The sequence below is a fragment of the Stutzerimonas stutzeri genome (genome assembly GCF_024448715.1).
Classification (GTDB): Bacteria; Pseudomonadota; Gammaproteobacteria; order Pseudomonadales; family Pseudomonadaceae; genus Stutzerimonas; species Stutzerimonas stutzeri_AR.
Window position 1 is genome coordinate 658766 of sequence record NZ_JAMOHZ010000002.1, and the last position, 17966, is coordinate 676731.

Annotated in this window: 18 protein-coding genes and 1 tRNA gene; 11 read left to right on the plus strand and 8 right to left on the minus strand. The window is 60.7% G+C overall.

Translation table 11 applies throughout. From position 1 onward, the window contains the following. Positions 1-72 precede the first annotated feature (72 nt). From secB to NAV33_RS06465, 3 genes are all read right to left on the minus strand, one after another. Entirely contained in the window at positions 73-567 is a 495-nt protein-coding gene (gene secB / locus NAV33_RS06455; protein ID WP_255978070.1) for a protein-export chaperone SecB, read from the minus strand. Between the two features lie 90 nt (positions 568-657). After that, a complete protein-coding gene (grxC, locus tag NAV33_RS06460; RefSeq protein ID WP_255978072.1) occupies positions 658-912 on the minus strand; it encodes a glutaredoxin 3 in 255 nt (84 codons plus the stop codon). Positions 913-914: 2 nt separating this feature from the next. Next, positions 915-1328 carry a rhodanese-like domain-containing protein gene (locus tag NAV33_RS06465; RefSeq protein WP_255978074.1) on the minus strand — a complete coding sequence of 138 codons (414 nt, stop codon included), beginning with the start codon at positions 1326-1328 and terminating at the stop codon, positions 915-917. 145 nt (positions 1329-1473) lie between these two features. Between NAV33_RS06465 and gpmI the strand changes: the two genes are divergently transcribed. The 4 genes from gpmI to NAV33_RS06485 all read left to right on the plus strand — a co-directional run bounded on the left by gpmI (position 1474) and on the right by NAV33_RS06485 (position 6632). After that, a complete protein-coding gene (gene gpmI / locus NAV33_RS06470; RefSeq protein ID WP_255978076.1) occupies positions 1474-3009 on the plus strand; it encodes a 2,3-bisphosphoglycerate-independent phosphoglycerate mutase in 1536 nt (511 codons plus the stop codon). Between the two features lie 154 nt (positions 3010-3163). Then, entirely contained in the window at positions 3164-4423 is a 1260-nt protein-coding gene (locus NAV33_RS06475; protein WP_255978078.1) for a murein hydrolase activator EnvC family protein, read from the plus strand. Positions 4424-4466: 43 nt separating this feature from the next. Next, positions 4467-5804 (plus strand): S41 family peptidase, encoded by a 1338-nt coding sequence (locus tag NAV33_RS06480; protein ID WP_255978080.1) that lies wholly within the window; start codon positions 4467-4469, stop codon positions 5802-5804. 132 nt (positions 5805-5936) lie between these two features. Then, positions 5937-6632 carry a divergent polysaccharide deacetylase family protein gene (locus NAV33_RS06485; RefSeq protein ID WP_423836643.1) on the plus strand — a complete coding sequence of 232 codons (696 nt, stop codon included), beginning with the start codon at positions 5937-5939 and terminating at the stop codon, positions 6630-6632. Positions 6633-6791: 159 nt separating this feature from the next. Here the strand turns inward: NAV33_RS06485 and hisF are convergent, their stop codons facing one another. From hisF to hisB, 5 genes are all read right to left on the minus strand, one after another. After that, a complete protein-coding gene (gene hisF, locus NAV33_RS06490) occupies positions 6792-7562 on the minus strand; it encodes an imidazole glycerol phosphate synthase subunit HisF (protein ID WP_255978084.1) in 771 nt (256 codons plus the stop codon). Positions 7563-7636: 74 nt separating this feature from the next. Next, positions 7637-8380, minus strand: a complete 744-nt coding sequence (hisA, locus tag NAV33_RS06495; protein ID WP_255978086.1) for a 1-(5-phosphoribosyl)-5-[(5-phosphoribosylamino)methylideneamino]imidazole-4-carboxamide isomerase — start codon at positions 8378-8380, stop codon at positions 7637-7639. A 34-nt stretch (positions 8381-8414) separates the two neighbouring features. After that, on the minus strand, positions 8415-8675 hold the full coding sequence (locus NAV33_RS06500; protein ID WP_025243529.1) for a DUF2164 domain-containing protein: 261 nt from the start codon (positions 8673-8675) through the stop codon (positions 8415-8417). Continuing rightward, entirely contained in the window at positions 8675-9313 is a 639-nt protein-coding gene (gene hisH, locus NAV33_RS06505) for an imidazole glycerol phosphate synthase subunit HisH (RefSeq protein ID WP_255978089.1), read from the minus strand. Before hisH ends, NAV33_RS06500 begins: the two co-directional genes overlap by 1 nt. Next, the gene (gene hisB, locus NAV33_RS06510; RefSeq protein WP_255978090.1) at positions 9313-9906 is read right to left on the minus strand and encodes an imidazoleglycerol-phosphate dehydratase HisB; all 594 of its coding nucleotides are present in this window, start codon (positions 9904-9906) and stop codon (positions 9313-9315) included. Before hisB ends, hisH begins: the two co-directional genes overlap by 1 nt. A gap of 178 nt (positions 9907-10084) precedes the next feature. Between hisB and panM the strand changes: the two genes are divergently transcribed. The 7 genes from panM to NAV33_RS06545 all read left to right on the plus strand — a co-directional run bounded on the left by panM (position 10085) and on the right by NAV33_RS06545 (position 17965). Beyond that, on the plus strand, positions 10085-10483 hold the full coding sequence (gene panM, locus NAV33_RS06515) for an aspartate 1-decarboxylase autocleavage activator PanM (protein WP_255978092.1): 399 nt from the start codon (positions 10085-10087) through the stop codon (positions 10481-10483). Between the two features lie 162 nt (positions 10484-10645). Further along, positions 10646-12871, plus strand: coding sequence for an AsmA family protein (locus tag NAV33_RS06520; protein WP_255978094.1), 2226 nt, complete (start codon positions 10646-10648; stop codon positions 12869-12871). Positions 12872-12882: 11 nt separating this feature from the next. Continuing rightward, entirely contained in the window at positions 12883-13950 is a 1068-nt protein-coding gene (mutY, locus tag NAV33_RS06525; RefSeq protein WP_255978096.1) for an A/G-specific adenine glycosylase, read from the plus strand. Further along, positions 13947-14219 (plus strand): oxidative damage protection protein, encoded by a 273-nt coding sequence (locus NAV33_RS06530; protein WP_255978098.1) that lies wholly within the window; start codon positions 13947-13949, stop codon positions 14217-14219. The genes mutY and NAV33_RS06530 overlap by 4 nt, the downstream gene beginning before the upstream one ends. Before the next feature lie 169 nt (positions 14220-14388). Then, a tRNA-Phe gene (locus NAV33_RS06535) sits at positions 14389-14464 on the plus strand. A 438-nt stretch (positions 14465-14902) separates the two neighbouring features. After that, positions 14903-16957: a BCCT family transporter gene (locus tag NAV33_RS06540; protein ID WP_255978100.1), complete on the plus strand. Its 2055-nt coding sequence runs from the start codon at positions 14903-14905 to the stop codon at positions 16955-16957. Positions 16958-17191: 234 nt separating this feature from the next. Then, complete coding sequence (locus NAV33_RS06545) at positions 17192-17965, plus strand: ABC transporter ATP-binding protein (protein WP_255978102.1); 774 nt, start codon at positions 17192-17194, stop codon at positions 17963-17965. Position 17966: the final 1 nt, after the last annotated feature.

The following is a 17966-nucleotide window of genomic DNA, read 5'->3' on the forward strand; positions in this document are numbered from 1 at the left end:
CAGCCCACCGTGACGGGATCGCCATCTGCTTGTGGTGGGCTGAAGCCCACCCTACGGCCGCCGGAGTTTTTATCAGTGAGCGGTAGCCGGCGCTTCGTTGCCCGGCTGCATGCGCGCCATTTCTTGGGCATACAGCGCATCGAAGTTCACCGGTGCCAGCATCAATGCCGGGAAAGAACCACGGGTGACCAAGCTATCCAAAGCCTCACGCGCATAGGGGAACAGAATATTCGGGCAGAACGCGCCAAGGGTGTGGCTCATGGCCTGTGCTTCGAGTCCTTTGATCAGGAAGATGCCGGCCTGCTGAACTTCCGCGATAAAGGCGACTTCTTCACCGGTCTTGACCGTTACAGACAACGTCAGCACCACTTCATGGAAATCGCCTTCCAGCGACTTCTGCTTGGTGTTCAGGTCCAGCGCAACGCTTGGATTCCACTCCTGGCGGAATATCTCAGGACTCTTGGGCGCCTCGAAGGAAAGGTCGCGAACATAAATCCGCTGCAGGGAAAACTGTGCACCTTGCTCTTCCTGAGCCGCGGCCGCGCCGTTGTTTGCTTGTTCAGTCATGTGAAGCCTTCTTGTTGTGCGTGTTGTATGTAAATCGCCCTGGCAGGGCCGGCTCTCACCAGCGTCTGCAGCAGGTTCCGTTAAATCGAATCAAGCCTGCAGCATCGCATCCAGCCGACCGGCCCGCTCCAGCGCATGCAGCTCGTCGCAGCCACCGATATGCTCGTCGCCGATCCATATCTGCGGAACCGAGGTACGCCCGGCCTTGCTTGCCATTTCCGAGCGCAACGCCGGCTTGCCGTCTACGGCAATTTCTTCGTAGTTGACACCCTTGCGATCGAGCAGACTCTTCGCCCGAACACAAAACGGGCACCAGGCGGTGGTATAGAGGACGACTTTAGGCATAGTTACTTGACCACTGGCAGATTCTCGCCGCGCCAGCTGGAAATCCCTCCGGACAGCTTGGCGGCAGTAAAGCCCGCCTTCTGCAGCTCGCGGCAGGCCGTTCCGGCGTGCTGGCCCATGGCATCGACGACGATGATCGTCTTGCCCTTGTGCTTTTCCAGCTCGCCTAGTCGGCTGACCAGTTTCTCGTAGGGAATGTTCAATGAATCGACGATGTGGCCGGCGTCGAACTCCTTCTTCGCCCGCACGTCCAAGACCACGCCTTCTTCGCGGTTGACCAGGCTGGTCAGCTCGCGATTGCTCAGGCTCTTGCCGCCCTTGCGCGCTTCGGTAAAGGCCAGAAGGATCAGCAGCACTAGAAAGATGCTGACCAGAACATAGTGGTTAGAGACAAATTCAATCAGGTTAGCGACCATCAACAGGGTACCCAGAGGATAAAATGCGGGCCAGTATACACAGCCCACCCCATCAGGCTGAACCCTAGCGAATCGTGACGCCAAACCGGCTAGCCAGTAGACTCGCCGCCATTTTTATGCGCCCCCCGTGCAAGGAGCCAGACACATGCCTGCCGCGCCAAAACCCTTGGTATTGATCATCCTCGACGGCTTCGGACATAGCGACAGCCCGGAATTCAATGCCATTCACGCAGCAAACAAGCCGGTCTATGACCATCTGTGCGCTACTCAGCCACACGGGCTGATCTCCGGCAGCGGCATGGACGTAGGTCTACCGGATGGCCAGATGGGCAACTCCGAAGTCGGCCACATGAACCTGGGCGCAGGCCGCGTGGTGTATCAGGATTTCACCCGCGTGACCAAATCGATCCGCGACGGCGATTTTTTCGAGAACCCGAACATTTGCGCTGCGGTCGACAAGGCTGCCAGCGCCGGCAAGGCGGTGCATATCCTTGGCCTGCTGTCAGACGGTGGCGTTCATAGCCATCAAGACCATCTGGTCGCCATGGCGGAACTGGCGGCCAAACGTGGCGCCGAGAAAATCTACCTTCACGCCTTTCTCGACGGCCGCGATACCCCGCCGAAAAGCGCGCAGCACTCCATCGAACTGTTGCAGGCCACCTTTACACGCCTGGGCAAGGGCCGCGTCGCCAGCCTGATCGGCCGCTACTTCGCCATGGATCGTGACAACCGCTGGGATCGGGTCGAGCAGGCATACCATCTGATCGTCGACGGCAAGGCCGACTACCACTCTGATTACGCGGTCGATGGTCTGATTGCCGCCTACGAGCGCGGCGAGAGCGACGAGTTCGTCAAGGCCACCACCATCGGCGAGCCGGTGCGAGTGGAAGACGGCGACGCAGTGGTATTCATGAACTTCCGCGCCGACCGCGCCCGCGAGCTGACGCGCTGCTTCGTGGAGCCTGATTTTAACGAATTCCCACGTGCCCGCATGCCGCAACTGGCCGGCTTCGTGATGCTCACGCAATACGCCGCGAGCATCCCAGCGCCCAGCGCTTTCGCACCGGAAGCGCTAACCAACGTGCTCGGCGAGTACCTGGCGAACAACGGCAAGACCCAGTTGCGCATCGCCGAGACGGAAAAATACGCTCACGTCACCTTTTTCTTTTCTGGCGGCCGCGAGGAGCCGTTCGCCGGCGAGGAGCGCATCCTGATCCCGTCGCCGCAGGTCGCCACCTACGACATGAAGCCGGAAATGAGCGCGCCGGAAGTGACCGACCGCATCGTCGACGCCATCGAGAACCAGCGGTACGACGTCATCATCGTCAACTACGCCAACGGCGACATGGTCGGCCACACGGGGGTCTTCGAGGCAGCAGTGAAAGCTGTGGAATACTTGGATATGTGCGTTGGCCGCATCGTCTCGGCACTGGAGAAGGTCGGCGGCGAAGCCTTGATCACGGCAGACCACGGCAATGTCGAGCAGATGGAAGACGTCATGACGGGGCAGGCGCACACCGCTCACACCTGCGAGCCGGTGCCGTTCATCTATGTCGGCAAGCGCAACCTGACGATCCGCGAAGGCGGGGTACTCGCCGATGTGGCGCCAACCATGCTGACCCTGCTGGGCCTGCCGGTGCCGCCGGAAATGACCGGTCGCTCGATCGTCGAGCTGAGCTGAACCACGTCGCCCCGAACTGACAGGCCATGATGCCGGTGCGTCTGCAAAGGCGTACCGGTTATCGTCGCGGCTATTTACGGCGCAAGGCTTGCAGCTTGCCGCTGGTTTTTTAGGCATACTACGGTGGTCGTTGAACTCTCGGTTACACCCTCTCATGCCTCGTATTTTTCTCGCATTCGCGCTTTTCTGCCTGCTTGGTTCGGCTATCGCCGACGAGCGCGCTGACGCCCGCAAACAGATCGAAGCGGCGCGCAAAGATGTAGCCGAGCTACAGAAACTGCTCAAGCAAATCGAGCGGGAGAAGTCCGCCGTACAGAAGCAGCTGCAGACCACCGAAAGCGAAATGGGCCAGCTGGAAAAGCAGGTCGACTCACTGCAGCAGGAGATCGATCGCAGCGAAGCGGAGCTGGAACGCCTCAATGAAGAGAAGACCACCCTCGAAGGCGCCCGCATCGAGCAGCAGCGGTTGATTGGCATCCAGGCGCGCGCCGCTTACCAAAGTGGCCGGCAAGAATATCTGAAGCTGCTGCTCAACCAGCAGAACCCGGAAAAATTCAGCCGCACCCTGACCTATTACGACTACCTCAGCAAAGCTCGCTTCGAACAGGTCGAGAGTTTTAACGAAACGTTGGCTCAACTGGCCAATGTCGAAGCCGGCATCGAGGCGCAACAGGCGACACTCGCAGAGCAGCAGGATGGATTGAAGGAGCGGCGCGCCCAGCTCGCCGAAGTCCGCGAGGAACGCCAACAGACACTGGCCAAGCTCGACCGCGACATTTCCGGTCGAGACCAGAAGCTCAAAGCCCGCAAACAGGAACAGGCGCAACTCGAGCGCGTTCTCAAAACCATCGAGCAAACCCTGGCCCGCCAGGCACGCGAAGCCGAGCAGGAACGTCAGCGAGCCTTGGCACTCGCACGCCAGGAACAGTCACGCCAGCAGCGTTCCGGTAGCACCGCTTCAGTACCTTCCGGCCCGTTGGTTTCAAGTGCAGGCGGCAATTTCGGCGGCCCTTTCTCCAGCGCCAAGGGCAAGCTGCCCTGGCCGGTGGATGGAAGATTGGTCGCTCGCTACGGCACTCCGCGCGGCGGCGACGCTCGAACCAAGTGGGACGGCGTCCTGATCGGTGCCGACATCGGCACACAGGTTCGCGCGGTGCATGGCGGTCGGGTGGTATTTGCCGACTGGCTGCGTGGCGCCGGTCTGCTGGTGATCCTCGATCACGGCAACGGTTACCTCAGCCTGTATGGCCACAACCAGAGCCTGCTTCGCGACGCAGGAGAAATAGTCAAGGCTGGCGATCCGATCGCCACCGTAGGAAACAGTGGCGGGCAGGAATCTGCCGCACTGTATTTCGCCATTCGCCAACAGGGTCGCCCGAGCGATCCGGCACAATGGTGTCGTGCGCAAGGATAAGCCGGTTCGGCTGCTAGCGCGCCCCTCACAACTGGAGTCAGACATGCTGCACCTGTGCCGTTTCGCCCGTCCATCCACCCTAGCCCTGGCCATCATGCTGGGGATGTACGGTAGTGCCTGGGCTCAGCAACCACCGGCAGAGCTGGCGCCAGAGCCGATCACGCTGGAAGCTCCGACCACCAAGGCACCGCTGCCGCTGGAAGAGCTGCGCACCTTCGCCGAGGTGCTGGACCGAATCAAGGCCGCGTATGTCGAGCCAGTCGATGACAAGACCCTGCTGGAAAACGCCATCAAGGGCATGCTCAGCAATCTCGATCCGCACTCCGCTTATCTCGAACCCGAAGCTTTCGCCGAGCTGCAGGAAAGCACCAGCGGCGAGTTTGGTGGTCTCGGGATCGAGGTCGGCATGGAGGACGGCTTCCTCAAGGTCGTATCGCCAATCGATGACACCCCGGCATCCAAAGCCGGCATCGAGGCAGGGGATCTGATCGTCAAGATCGATGGAAAGCCGACCAAGGGCATGTCGATGATGGACGCAGTCGGCATGATGCGCGGCAAGCCCGGCAGCGATATCTCGCTGGCGCTGGTGCGCGAGGGCGGCAAACCCTTCACGGTCAAGCTCACCCGGGCGATCATCAAGGTCAACAGCGTCAAGAGCCAACTGCTCGAACCCGGCTACGGCTATCTACGCGTCACGCAGTTCCAGATCAATACCGGTGAGGAGGTCGGCAAAGCGCTCGCGCAGCTGCGCAAGGAAAACGGCAAGAAGCTCAACGGACTGGTGCTCGATCTGCGCAACAATCCGGGCGGCGTGCTTCAAGCGGCTGTCGAGGTGTCCGATCATTTCCTCACCGACGGTCTGATCGTCTATACCAAGGGCCGTATCGCCAACTCCGAATTGCGCTTCAATGCCGACCCCGCAGATGCCAGTGAGGGTGTTTCGCTGGTCGTGCTGATCAATGGTGGCAGCGCCTCTGCATCTGAAATCGTCGCCGGCGCCCTGCAGGACCAGAAGCGCGGCGTAGTGATGGGCACCGACAGCTTCGGCAAAGGCTCGGTACAGACCGTGCTGCCACTGAATAACGACCGCGCGCTGAAACTCACCACAGCCCTTTATTACACGCCCAATGGCCGCTCGATCCAGGCCCAGGGCATCAAGCCGGATATCGAAGTGACCCGTGCCAAGCTCACCCGCGAACAGACGGCCGAAGGCGTTCGGGAAGCGGACCTCGCCGGCCATCTGGGCAACGGCAATGGCGGCCCGGATCGCCCGTCCAGCACCCAGATCGCCAGCGACTCTCCGCGCCCTCAGGACGAGGATTTCCAGCTCGGTCAGGCACTGAATCTGCTCAAGGGCTTGAATCTCACCCGCGGCCAGTAACGGATGTGTCGGCTTGCACTTCTGCTATTGGGTATCTTTGCGCCGTTGCTCGTAACCGGCGCTCCGGCTGGCGGCGGCAATCCCGTAGAGCCGCGACACACTGGAACGGAACATCTGGCTGCAGTATCGAGAATGCCGAAACTGGCCTTGGTGATCGACGACTTGGGCCAGAACCCCACCCGAGACGGACGGGTTCTGGCATTGCCTGGCCCGGTGGCCATGGCGATTCTGCCGGATACTCGCTACGCGACCTCATTGGCTGAACGAGCCAACGCGGCGGGCAAGACTGTCATGCTGCATCTGCCGATGGCTCCCGCCAACGGTCCCTACGCTTGGCAGCCTCAACTGCAGCCAGGGGAGCTGGCGCGCCGTCTGGACCGCGCACTATCGAAGGTCCCCCATGCAAGCGGCGTAAACAATCACATGGGCAGCCAGATGACCGATCGGCAGCTGCCCATGACATCGCTGATGGCTGAGTTACAGCAGCGCCACCTGTTCTTTCTCGACAGCCGCACCGGTACCAGGACGGTCGCGGCGGCCGTCGCGCAACGCATCGGATTGGCCAGTCTGTCCCGCGACATCTTTCTCGATGACGACCCCAGCCCCGCCGCCGTTGCCGCGCAGTTCCATGCGGCCTTGGAGCTGGCGCGCAAACAGGGCTCAGTGGTGATCATTGGGCATCCTCACACCAGCACGCTTGCGGTTCTGGAGCGCGAGCTGCCGCGTCTGCAAGATGCGGGAATCGACTGGGTGGACGTCGGTCAGATGATCGCCACGCGGGGCAATCGGGCAGTGGTCGCTCACGGCGCCGGCGGTATCTACCGCTGACGGCCCCTTCAAAGATAGCGGCGGCGCAGACGCCGGATCACCCGTTGTCCAGAGCTTGGCGCCGCTGCTCTGCAGCTTTTCTACATTGGCTGGCCGCAACGCCGGCTATCGCTACAGCCGTGCATCGTGAAAGATTTCTAAACAGCCAAAGGGGCAGGCTCAACGCATCACGATGCCGCAGCTGGCCATATAGGCCTTGGCTTCCGGCACGGTGTATTCGCCAAAATGGAAAATGCTTGCTGCTAAAACCGCATCGGCTTTGCCTTCGATAACGCCGTCGGCCAGATGCTGGAGGTTGCCGACACCGCCGGAGGCGATTACCGGGATATGCACGGCTTCACTGATGGCGCGGGTTACGCCGAGGTCGTACCCGCTTTTCACGCCATCCTGATCCATGCTGGTCAGCAGGATTTCGCCCGCACCCAATGCTTCCATCTTTTGCGCCCAGAGCACCGCGTCCAGCCCGGTGGGCTTGCGACCGCCGTGAGTGAAGATTTCCCAGCGCGGCACTTCGCCCGGCTTGGAGACTCGCTTGGCATCGATGGCGACGACGATGCACTGCGAACCGAAACGCTCGGCAGCCTCGCCGACGAATTCCGGTGTAAACACCGCGGCGGTATTGATCGATACCTTGTCAGCACCAGCATTGAGCAGGTTGCGAATGTCCTGCACGCTGCGCACGCCACCGCCGACGGTCAGCGGAATGAACACTTGGCTGGCCATGCGCTCGACTGTGTGCAACGTGGTGTCGCGGTTGTCGACGCTGGCGGTGATATCGAGAAAGGTGATCTCGTCGGCGCCCTGCTCGTCGTAGCGCCGGGCGATCTCCACCGGATCGCCTGCATCGCGGATGTTCTCGAACTGGACGCCCTTGACCACGCGACCGTTGTCCACGTCGAGGCAGGGAATGATGCGTTTTGCCAAAGCCATAGCGGATTTCCCGTAGGGTGGGTGCAACCCACCAAAGAATGCATCGATTACGGTGGGCTACGCCCACCCTACGTTTATTCGTCCTTGAACTTCAGATCACATAGCGCCTGCGCCTCGGCCACATCCAGCGTGCCTTCGTAGATCGCACGGCCGGTGATGGCGCCGATGATGCCGGGGGTATTGGTATCCAGCAGTTTCTGGATATCGCCGATGTTGTGGATACCGCCCGAGGCGATCACCGGGATTCGACTGGCTTTGGCCAGCGCCACGGTGGCCTCGACGTTGCAGCCCTGCATCATGCCGTCCTTGGCGATGTCGGTGTAAACGATCGCCGAGACGCCATCGGCCTCGAAGCGCTTAGCCAGATCGACAGCCTGCACGCTGCTGACCTCGGCCCAGCCGTCGGTAGCGACGAAGCCGTCTTTAGCATCCAGGCCAACGATGACTTTGCCCGGGAAGGCACGGCAGGCCTCGCCGACGAACTCTGGTTGCTTGACCGCCTTGGTGCCGATGATCACGTAACTGACGCCAGCGCGGACGTAATGCTCGATGGTTTCCAGCGAGCGAATGCCTCCGCCGATCTGGATCGGCAGGTTCGGGTAGCGCTTGGCGATCGCCGTGACCACCTCGCCATTGACTGGCTGGCCCTCGAAGGCGCCATTGAGGTCGACCAGGTGCAGGCGGCGGCAGCCGGCCTCGACCCACTTGGCGGCCATCGCCACCGGATCATCGGAAAACACGGTGGCGTCATCCATCAGACCCTGACGCAGACGCACGCAGGCGCCATCCTTGAGATCGATCGCGGGAATAATCAGCATGGCTTGAACCTGTTCAAATCGGTATCGGTTAAGGTCAGCTCTTTTCGAGCGCCCATAAGTCGCTTTCGATGCTTTCGAACCGCTCTTTCAGGTGCGTCTGCACATCGAAAATCGCCTTGTTGTAATACAGCGGAGCGATTTCCCGCGCGAATAGATCAAGCACTTCCTGCGCCTCGAAGGAGCCAAGCTCCAACTCGAAACGGTCTTCCAGAAAGCGCTTTATGATCTGCTGCGCAGCCTGCTCCTGAGCGGAATCCAGCGTCAGGACCGGTGCCTTGAGCTTCGCCCGGCTCATTACCAGCGGCCGTCCCAAGCGGCAAAATTCTGCAGCAGCTGCAGGCCGTGGGTGTGGCTTTTCTCGGGATGGAACTGCACGGCAAAGCGCGAGCCGTCCGCCAGCGCCGCGGCGAAGTCCTTGCCGTAATGGCCGCGACCGACCGCCTGCCGCGGATTGCCCGCCTCGATGTAATAACTGTGCACGAAGTAAAAGCGGCCATCGGCAGGAATGTTGTGCCACAGCGGGTGGCTAACCGTCTGCTCCATCTCGTTCCAACCCATGTGCGGCACTTTCAGGCGCTCGCCGCCCTCTTCCATATCCTTGCCGAAGAAGCGCACCTGGCCAGGAAACAAGCCGATGCAATCGACACCGCCGTTCTCCTCGCTGCGCTCCATCAGGGCCTGCATACCCACGCAGATGCCGAGGAAGGGACGGTCGACGCTGACTTCCCGCACCAGCTCGTCGAAGCCCAGGCGACGGATTTCGGCCATGCAATCGCGGATCGCACCGACGCCGGGAAAGACCACGCGGTCAGCCTCGCGGATGACCTGCGCATCGCTGGTGATCAGCACCCGGCCGGCGCCGACGTGCTCGAGCGCCTTGCCAACCGAGTGCAGGTTGCCCATGCCGTAATCGATGACAGCGACGGTCTGCATTACAGGCAACCCTTAGTCGACGGCATCTGCCCTGCCATGCGCTCATCCAGCGTCACCGCCATGCGCAACGCGCGGCCGAAGGCCTTGAATACCGTTTCGATCTGGTGATGGGTGTTGTGCCCGCGCAGATTGTCGATGTGCAGGGTAACCAGGGCATGGTTGACGAAGCCCTGAAAGAATTCCTGGAACAGATCGACATCGAACCCACCGACGGTGGCGCGAGTGTAGGGAACATGCATCTGCAGGCCCGGACGCCCGGAGAAATCGATCACTACGCGCGACAGCGCTTCGTCCAGAGGCACGTAGGAGTGCCCATAACGGGTCATGCCTTTCTTGTCGCCGACGGCCTTGGCGAAGGCCTGGCCGAGGGTGATGCCGACGTCTTCCACGGTGTGGTGATCATCGATATGCAAATCACCCTTGCACTCGATATCCAGATCGATCAAACCGTGGCGGGCGATCTGATCGAGCATATGCTCGAGAAAAGGCACACCAATGGCAAAGCGGGCCTTGCCACTGCCATCGAGATTAATAGTGGCCTTGACCTGGGTTTCCAGGGTATTGCGCTCTACGCATGCCGTACGTTCGGACATCGACAGCTCCGCTGATCGTGGGGCTAAAAAAGAGCGGCATTATAGGCGCAAACCCCCCAGCGGGGATACGCGCCTGGCGGCTCGATGCCTTGCAGCGGGATCGAAGCGCCGGGGTGTCGTGCGCTTGCAGGTCGGCACGGTTATGCTTGCCGGCAACCACACAGAGCACCAGGTCAGCATGCCCGTATTCGTCGAAACCCTCACCGAGCCCAGCCAGCAGGATCGCATCGATCTGGCGAAGATTTTCGCCGACGCGCCTATCTGGTTACTTGCCCCCTATGCGGATGCCGCAGCGCTGATCGAGGCAGCATTGACCGATGGCAGCCTGATCGCCGGTCGCTTCAACGACCGCCTGCTCGGCGCGGCCCTGCTGCAGCGCGGCGAGCAGCATTGGCGCCTGTCACACCTGTGCGTACGCAAGATCACACGCCGCCGTGGTGTGGGCAAACGCATCCTTGAGGAAAGCCGGCGCCTGGCAGGCGAAGCCGGCAAGATGCTGCATCTGGCGGCGCCGCCGGAACAGCTCGAAGCCCAGGCATTGGCAGCGCGGGTGCATTTGCCGTTGGATCCTCTGTAGCTATAGATCACCGCGTAGCAACGCCTGCTGGACTTTTAGAGCGCATCGGCCACTCGCAGGAACCACAGCCACAGGCGCCACTCAAACGGCAGCTGCGACGTAAGCCATGGCTCGCGGCGCTATACTCGCTGCTTTTGAACGCCAAACACAAAGGACCTGTCCATGAAAGCGCTCGGCAAGACTTTGGGCCTGGTAATCCTCGGGTTGCTGCTCCTCATCGTCGCACTAGGCTTCGCCCTGACGCATCTGTTCGACCCCAACGACTACAAGGACGAAATCCGCGCGCTTGCCCGCGACAAGGCCGGACTTGAACTGGATATTGGCGGGGACATCGGCTGGAGTCTTTTCCCCTGGCTCGGCCTGGAACTGCACGAGACCACTCTGGCCAGCGTGCGCACGCCGCAGCAGCCCTTCGCCGACCTGCGCATGCTCGGCCTCTCGGTGCGGGTGCTGCCGCTGTTCAGCCGCGAAGTGCAGATGAGCGACATTACACTCAACGGCCTCAATCTGACCCTGGCACGCGACGAAAACGGCAAAGGCAACTGGGAAGGAGTAGGCCAGCCGGCCGCCAGCGAAGAACAGCCCGGCGAGACACCACCAGCGGAGCAGACCGAGCCCCCTACCGAGGATCAAAAACCAGACAGAACCAGCCGCCCGCTGCGGCTCGACATTGACAGCTTGACCGTCAGCGATGCACGGGTGGCCTACCACGACGCGCAGAGCGGCCAGCAATTCAGCGCCGAAGGCATCGAGCTGACAACCGGCGCGATTCGCGAAGCCACATCGATTCCGGTCAAGCTCAACGCATTCTTCGGCAGCAACAAACCGGTGATGCGTGCACGGACCGAACTACAGGGCGCGCTGCGCTTCGACAACAAGCTACAGCGCTACCAGCTCGAAAACCTGCGACTGAGTGGCGAGGCCTCCGGCGAGCCACTACAGGGCAAGACGCTATCCTTCAGCGCTCAGGGACAACTGCTGGTCGACCTGGCGGCAGACATTGCGGAATGGACCAGCCTGAAGTTCACCGCCAATCAGCTGCGCGGTCTTGGCGAGCTGAAGGCACGCGACCTGCTGGACCAGCCAAAGATCGCCGGCACCCTGTCGATCGCCGAGCTCAACCTGCGCGCATTTCTCGACGGCGTCGGCCAGCAACTCCCGGCAATGGCCGACACTACTGCTCTGAGCAAAGCCGAACTGGTCACCCGTCTGGCCGGCACGTCGACCAGCCTGACGTTCGAAGAGCTCAACCTGAAGCTGGACGACAGCATCTTTACCGGCCAGATCGGCATCAGCGATTTCACCAAGCAGGCACTGCGGGTCGATCTCAAAGGCGATCGAATCAATCTCGACCGTTATCTGCCGCCGTCAAGTGCAGACGACTCGGCCGGCGCGGCACGCCAGAGCGAGGTGGACGCCACCGAAGCAGCCGTAATTGGCACTGGCACCACACCTTTGCCCGACAAGCCCACCCAGCAGGCCTGGAGCGAGGCCTCGGTGCTGCCGATCGGAGCGCTGCGCAACCTCGACACGCAAGTCAATCTGGACATCGGCAGCCTCACCGCAATGAAACTGCCGCTCGACAGCTTCGTATTCAGAGCCCGAACCGCCGATGGCCTGCTGGCGCTGGAAGAAATGCGCGGCGGTATCTACAACGGTCAGATGGAAGCCTCGGCCAGCCTCGATGTAAGGCCCGCGGTACCCCTGATAACAGCACAAACGCGCCTCGCACACGTCCCGGTCGAGCGCTTGCTTGAAAGCCAGGGCGAGGAGGTAGTGATCAAGGGCCTGCTCAACCTGGACAGCAACATCCGCACCCAGGGCAATAGTCAGAAGGCCTGGATCGACAACCTCAACGGCAAGATCGGCTTCATCATCGACAACGGCATCCTCGTCGACGCCAACCTCGAACAGCAACTCTGCCGCGCCATCGCCACGCTCAACCGCAAGCCGCTTACCAGCGAGCCGCGCAGCAAAGACACGCCTTTCCGCGAGCTGAAAGGCAACCTCACTCTGCGCAACGGCGTGGCTAGCAATCCCGACCTCAAGGCGAGCATTCCCGGTCTGACAGTGAACGGCAACGGCGATGTCGACCTACGCGTACTGGGCATGGATTACCGCATCGGCATCGTCATCGAAGGCGACAAGGGCGCGATGCCTGACCCGGCCTGCGAAGTAAATGAGCGTTATGTCGGTATCGAATGGCCGCTGCGCTGCCGCGGACCGCTGGAACTGGGCGCCAAGGCATGCCGCTTCGACAATGACGGCCTCGGCAAGATCGCCGCGAGGCTTGCCGGGGAAAAGCTCAACGAGACAATCGAAGAAAAGCTTGGCGACAAGGTCAGCCCCGAATTGAAAGACGCATTGAAAGGCCTGTTCAGCCGATGAGTCCCGAGCCAATGAGTGCCGAACAGTTCGGCGCGGCCGTTCTCGACTGGTACGACCGCCACGGCCGCAAAGACTTGCCCTGGCAGCAAGGCATTACGCCGTACCGGGTCTGGATATCGGAGATCATGCTGCAGCAGACTCAGGTCGGCACTGTGCTGGGTTATTTCGATCGTTTCATGGACGCTCTACCTACGGTCGAAGCATTGGCCAGCGCGGCCGAGGACGAAGTGCTGCACCTGTGGACCGGACTCGGCTATTACAGCCGCGCGCGCAATCTGCACAAGACAGCCAAGCTGATCGTTGCCGAGCATGGCGGTGAGTTTCCGAAGTGCGTCAATCAGTTGGCCGAGCTGCCCGGTATTGGCCGCTCCACGGCCGGTGCGATCGCCAGCCTGAGCATGGGTCTGCGCGCGCCGATACTCGACGGCAACGTCAAGCGCGTACTGGCGCGCTATGTCGCTCAGGATGGCTATCCGGGCGAGCCAAAAGTCGCCAAACAGCTCTGGGACGTGGCCGAGCGCTTTACCCCGCAAGATCGGGTCAACCACTATACCCAGGCGATGATGGATCTCGGCGCGACGCTCTGCACCCGCAGCAAACCAAGCTGCCTGCTCTGTCCGTTGAAAGCCGGCTGCCGTGCGCATCTGCTCGGCCGAGAAACCGAGTTTCCGGTACCCAAACCCCGCAAGGCGCTGCCGCAGAAGCGCACCCTGATGCCCTTGCTGGCGAACCATGAGGGTGCCATCCTGCTCTATCGCCGCCCTTCGACCGGCCTCTGGGGCGGACTTTGGAGCTTGCCGGAGCTGGACGATCTGGCCGCACTCGACCCGCTCGCCGAGCGTCACGCCCTGCAATTGCAGGAACGTCGAGCATTGCCCGGCCTGACTCATACGTTCAGCCATTTCCAATTAGCCATCGAGCCCTGGCTGATCCGGGTTCAGCCCAAGGCCGGCGCCGTGGCCGAGGCAGACTGGCTCTGGTATAACCTCGCCGCCCCGCCGCGACTGGGCCTTGCCGCCCCAGTGAAGACGCTGCTCAAGCGTGCCACCGCTGAATTGAACGCAGGAGAAATGTCATGACTCGCACCGTGAACTGCCGTAAGTACAAAGAAGAGCTCCCCGGCCTTGATCGCCCGCCGTATCCAGGTCCGAAGGGCGAGGATATCTACAACAACGTATCGAAGAAGGCCTGGGATGACTGGCAGAAGCACCAGACCATGCTGATCAATGAACGTCGACTGAACATGATGAACACCGAGGATCGCAAGTTCCTGCAGGCGGAAATGGACAAGTTCTTCTCCGGCGAGGATTACGCCCAAGCCGAAGGCTACGTACCGCCGAGCGAATGATTCGATTACAAGCGAGTACGGCCTCAACCATGCTCGCGCTGTGCTCCTTCGCCGTAGCGGCCCGCAGCAACGAAAAATCCGATCGCAAAGCTAAGCGCCCGTTCTGGCTAAATATTTTCCCGGCCGCGCTTGACAGGCAAAAGCCAAATCCGTCTAATAGCGCCCCGTTGCCCAGGTAGCTCAGTCGGTAGAGCAGGGGATTGAAAATCCCCGTGTCGGCGGTTCGATTCCGTCCCTGGGCACCACTAATACCGAAAACCCCAAGTGAAATTAATCTCCTTGGGGTTTTTTATTGCCTGCGATTTGTGCCAGTAGCCCGCTATGGTCCAGCCGGCACTTCACGGAACGAAACCCTACTAACCGCGCGCCTAGGCAACTAACTGCCAGCCAACCAACAATAGGGCGTGCAAAATCAAAACTCAGCTTCGAGCGCGCCATGCGCCGCCGGGGCTGACATCGTTCCGATCGGCTCAAGCCATCCGTTACTCGGCGTCAAGGCCGTGCCCGTCAGGTTCGTGCTTTCCCTTTCTCAAGTCGGCTGATGCGAACGCATCTTCATCGATTCCGATTACCGAGTGAGCATTCCTCGGCAAATCACCGTCTACCCTTCTGACAGCAGTTTCGCTTTCGGAGCCATAGCGCGTTTCCGTCCCTCTCTCTCCAACCAGAGCCCAGAACGACATATGGAAGCAGAAAAGAAACTCCCCAAGGCCATCATCCTCTTCCCCGTGTTCATCCCTGCAGTGGTAGTGACCCTGCTTCTGGTGATCGGCACGATTAGTAACCCAGACCTGGCAGGCGAGGTATTCAGCTCGACGCTGGCGTTCATCACCCGCTCGTTCGGCTGGTTCTACATGCTGGCGGTGGCTTTCTTTCTTGTGTTTATCGTCGGCATCGCGAGCACCAAATGGGGCAACATCAAGCTCGGCCCTGATCACGCCGAGCCGCAGTACAGCTTCCCTGCCTGGTTTGCCATGCTGTTCTCTGCAGGCTACGGCATCGCGCTGCTGTTCTTCGGCGTAGCCGAGCCGGTGCTGCACTTCTCCACGCCGCCGGCCGGCGCGCCGGAAACCGTGGATGCCGCCAAGCAAGCGATGCAGATCGCCTTTTTCCACTGGGGCTTCCATATCTGGGCGATTTACGGCCTGACCGGCCTGGTGTTGGCCTATTTTTCGTTCCGCCACGGTCTGCCGTTGTCGATGCGCTCGGCGCTGTATCCGATCATCGGCGAACGCATTCACGGTCCAATCGGGCATGTGGTGGATGTGTTCGCAATTCTCGGCACGCTGTTCGGCATCGCCACTACCCTCGGCCTTTCGGTTACTCAGATTAATGCTGGCCTCAACTACCTATGGCCGCAGATTCCCATCAGCACCATGGTGCAGGTCATTTCCATCGTGGCGATTACGGCGCTTGCGACCTGCTCGGTGGTGGCCGGGATGGACAAGGGCATCAAGAACCTGTCGCTATTGAATATGGCGCTGGCCATCACGCTGATGCTGTTCGTTTTCCTCGTGGGGCCGACTATCTTCATTCTTGAAACCTTTCTGCAGAACACCGGCAGCTATCTCAACAACATCATCGAGCGCACCTTCAACCTGCAGGCCTACAGCCGCAGCGACTGGATTGGTAACTGGACGCTGTTCATCTTCGGCTGGACCATCGCATGGTCGCCGTTCGTGGGCCTGTTCATCGCGAAGATCAGCCGCGGCCGGACCATTCGCCAGTTCGTCTTCGGCGTGATGTTCGTGCCGACGATCTTTACCTTCCTCTGGTTCTCGATCTTCGGCGACACCGCCCTGCATCTGATCATGGTCGAGGGCTACACCCAACTGATCAACGACGTGCAGAGCGACCACGCCATCGCACTGTTCAAACTCTTCGAACACCTGCCGCTGAGCTCCATCACCTCCTTCGTCGCCGTGGTTCTGATCGCCACCTTCTTCGTCACCTCAGCCGACTCCGGGGCGTTGGTAATTGACTCGCTGGCGGCGGGCGGCGTGGCGCAAACACCAATCTGGCAACGGGTGTTCTGGGCAACTTCGGCGGGCTTCGTCGCCATCGCGCTGCTGGTTGCGGGCGGCCTAAGCGCCTTGCAGACCATGGCAATCACCAGTGCGCTTCCGTTCGCCATCGTCATGATTATTGCGGCGCTGGGCATGTGGCGCGCCCTGGTGATCGAAGGTCATCACGAAGTCAGCTTGCAAAACCACATGCAGGGCAGCCGGCTGGCCAGCAATGCCGGGCCCGGACTATGGAAAAAGCGCCTGGCCGGACTGGTCAACTTCCCCAGCCGCGAGGAAGCGGAAAACTTCATCGCCACCAATGTGCTCAAGGGCATGCGCCGGGTGCAGCGCGCGCTGGCCGAACAAGGCTGGCCGGCCGAGGTGCATACCGATGAGCATAATTTGCGCGTCTACCTGGAGGTCATTAAGGAAAACCAGGTCGATTTCATCTACGAGATCCGCCTGGTCGGCTATGCCATGCCGTCCTTCGTGCTCACTGAGGATCCGGATACAAACGAGCAGTACTACCGCGCCGAAGTATTCCTACGCCGCGGCGGCCAGCACTACGACGTCTATGGTTACGACCAGCAGGACATCATCAGCGACATACTTGATCAGTTCGAGAAATACCTGCATTTCCTGCATATCTCGCCCGGCAGCCTGCCCTGGAAGATGGACGAGCACGACGAGATGCTCAGCAACGAACCCGATGCACCAAAGCCCGAGCCGTAAGACGCAAAAGAACGCAAGTTCATCTATATATAAAAGGCGATCCGCTTCGCAGCAGACAAGTCACTCGATCATGCAGTGACTGGCCGGTCAGTCTCATGGCAAACGGCGCCACGCTTGGCGCATGCCCCAGCCCATGCTAGGTTTGCGCCTCGCCAGGATGGCGAGCAGTCGGCCGGAGCGCAATTTAAACAGAAAAGGACCATGCGACGCCCTGGTCCGAGAAGAGGAAGCTCAATGGCTGAGGCCATATCCGCACTGGAAATCCGCAACCTGCACAAGCGCTACGGCGATCTGGAAGTACTCAAGGGCATCTCGCTGACAGCGCGCGACGGTGATGTGATCTCCATCCTCGGCTCGTCCGGCTCCGGAAAATCCACGTTCCTGCGCTGCATCAATCTGCTGGAAAACCCCAACGAGGGCGAGATCCTCGTCGCTGGCGAACAACTGCGCCTGAAGCGTGCAAAAGACGGCGATCTGGTTGCCGCGGACGCCAAGCAGATCAACCTGATGCGCAGCAAGCTCGGCTTCGTGTTTCAGAATTTCAATCTCTGGCCGCACATGAGCGTGCTGGACAACATTATCGAGGCGCCACGCCGCGTGCTTGGCCTGAGCAAGGCCGAAGCCACTGAAAGCGCCGAAGCGCTATTGGCCAAGGTGGGCATCGCCGACAAGCGTCATGTTTATCCCAGCCAGCTGTCCGGCGGTCAGCAGCAACGTGCAGCGATCGCGCGCACCTTGGCAATGCAGCCGCAGGTAATTCTGTTCGACGAGCCAACGTCGGCACTCGACCCGGAAATGGTACAAGAAGTGCTTGCAGTGATCCGGTCGCTAGCCGACGAAGGTCGCACCATGCTGCTCGTCACTCATGAAATGAACTTCGCCAAGCAGGTTTCCAGTGAAGTAATTTTTCTTCATCAGGGCCGGATCGAAGAGCAAGGAACGCCCGAGCAGGTGTTCGACAACCCCCAATCGGCACGCTGTAAACAGTTCATGTCCAGCCATCGCTAAT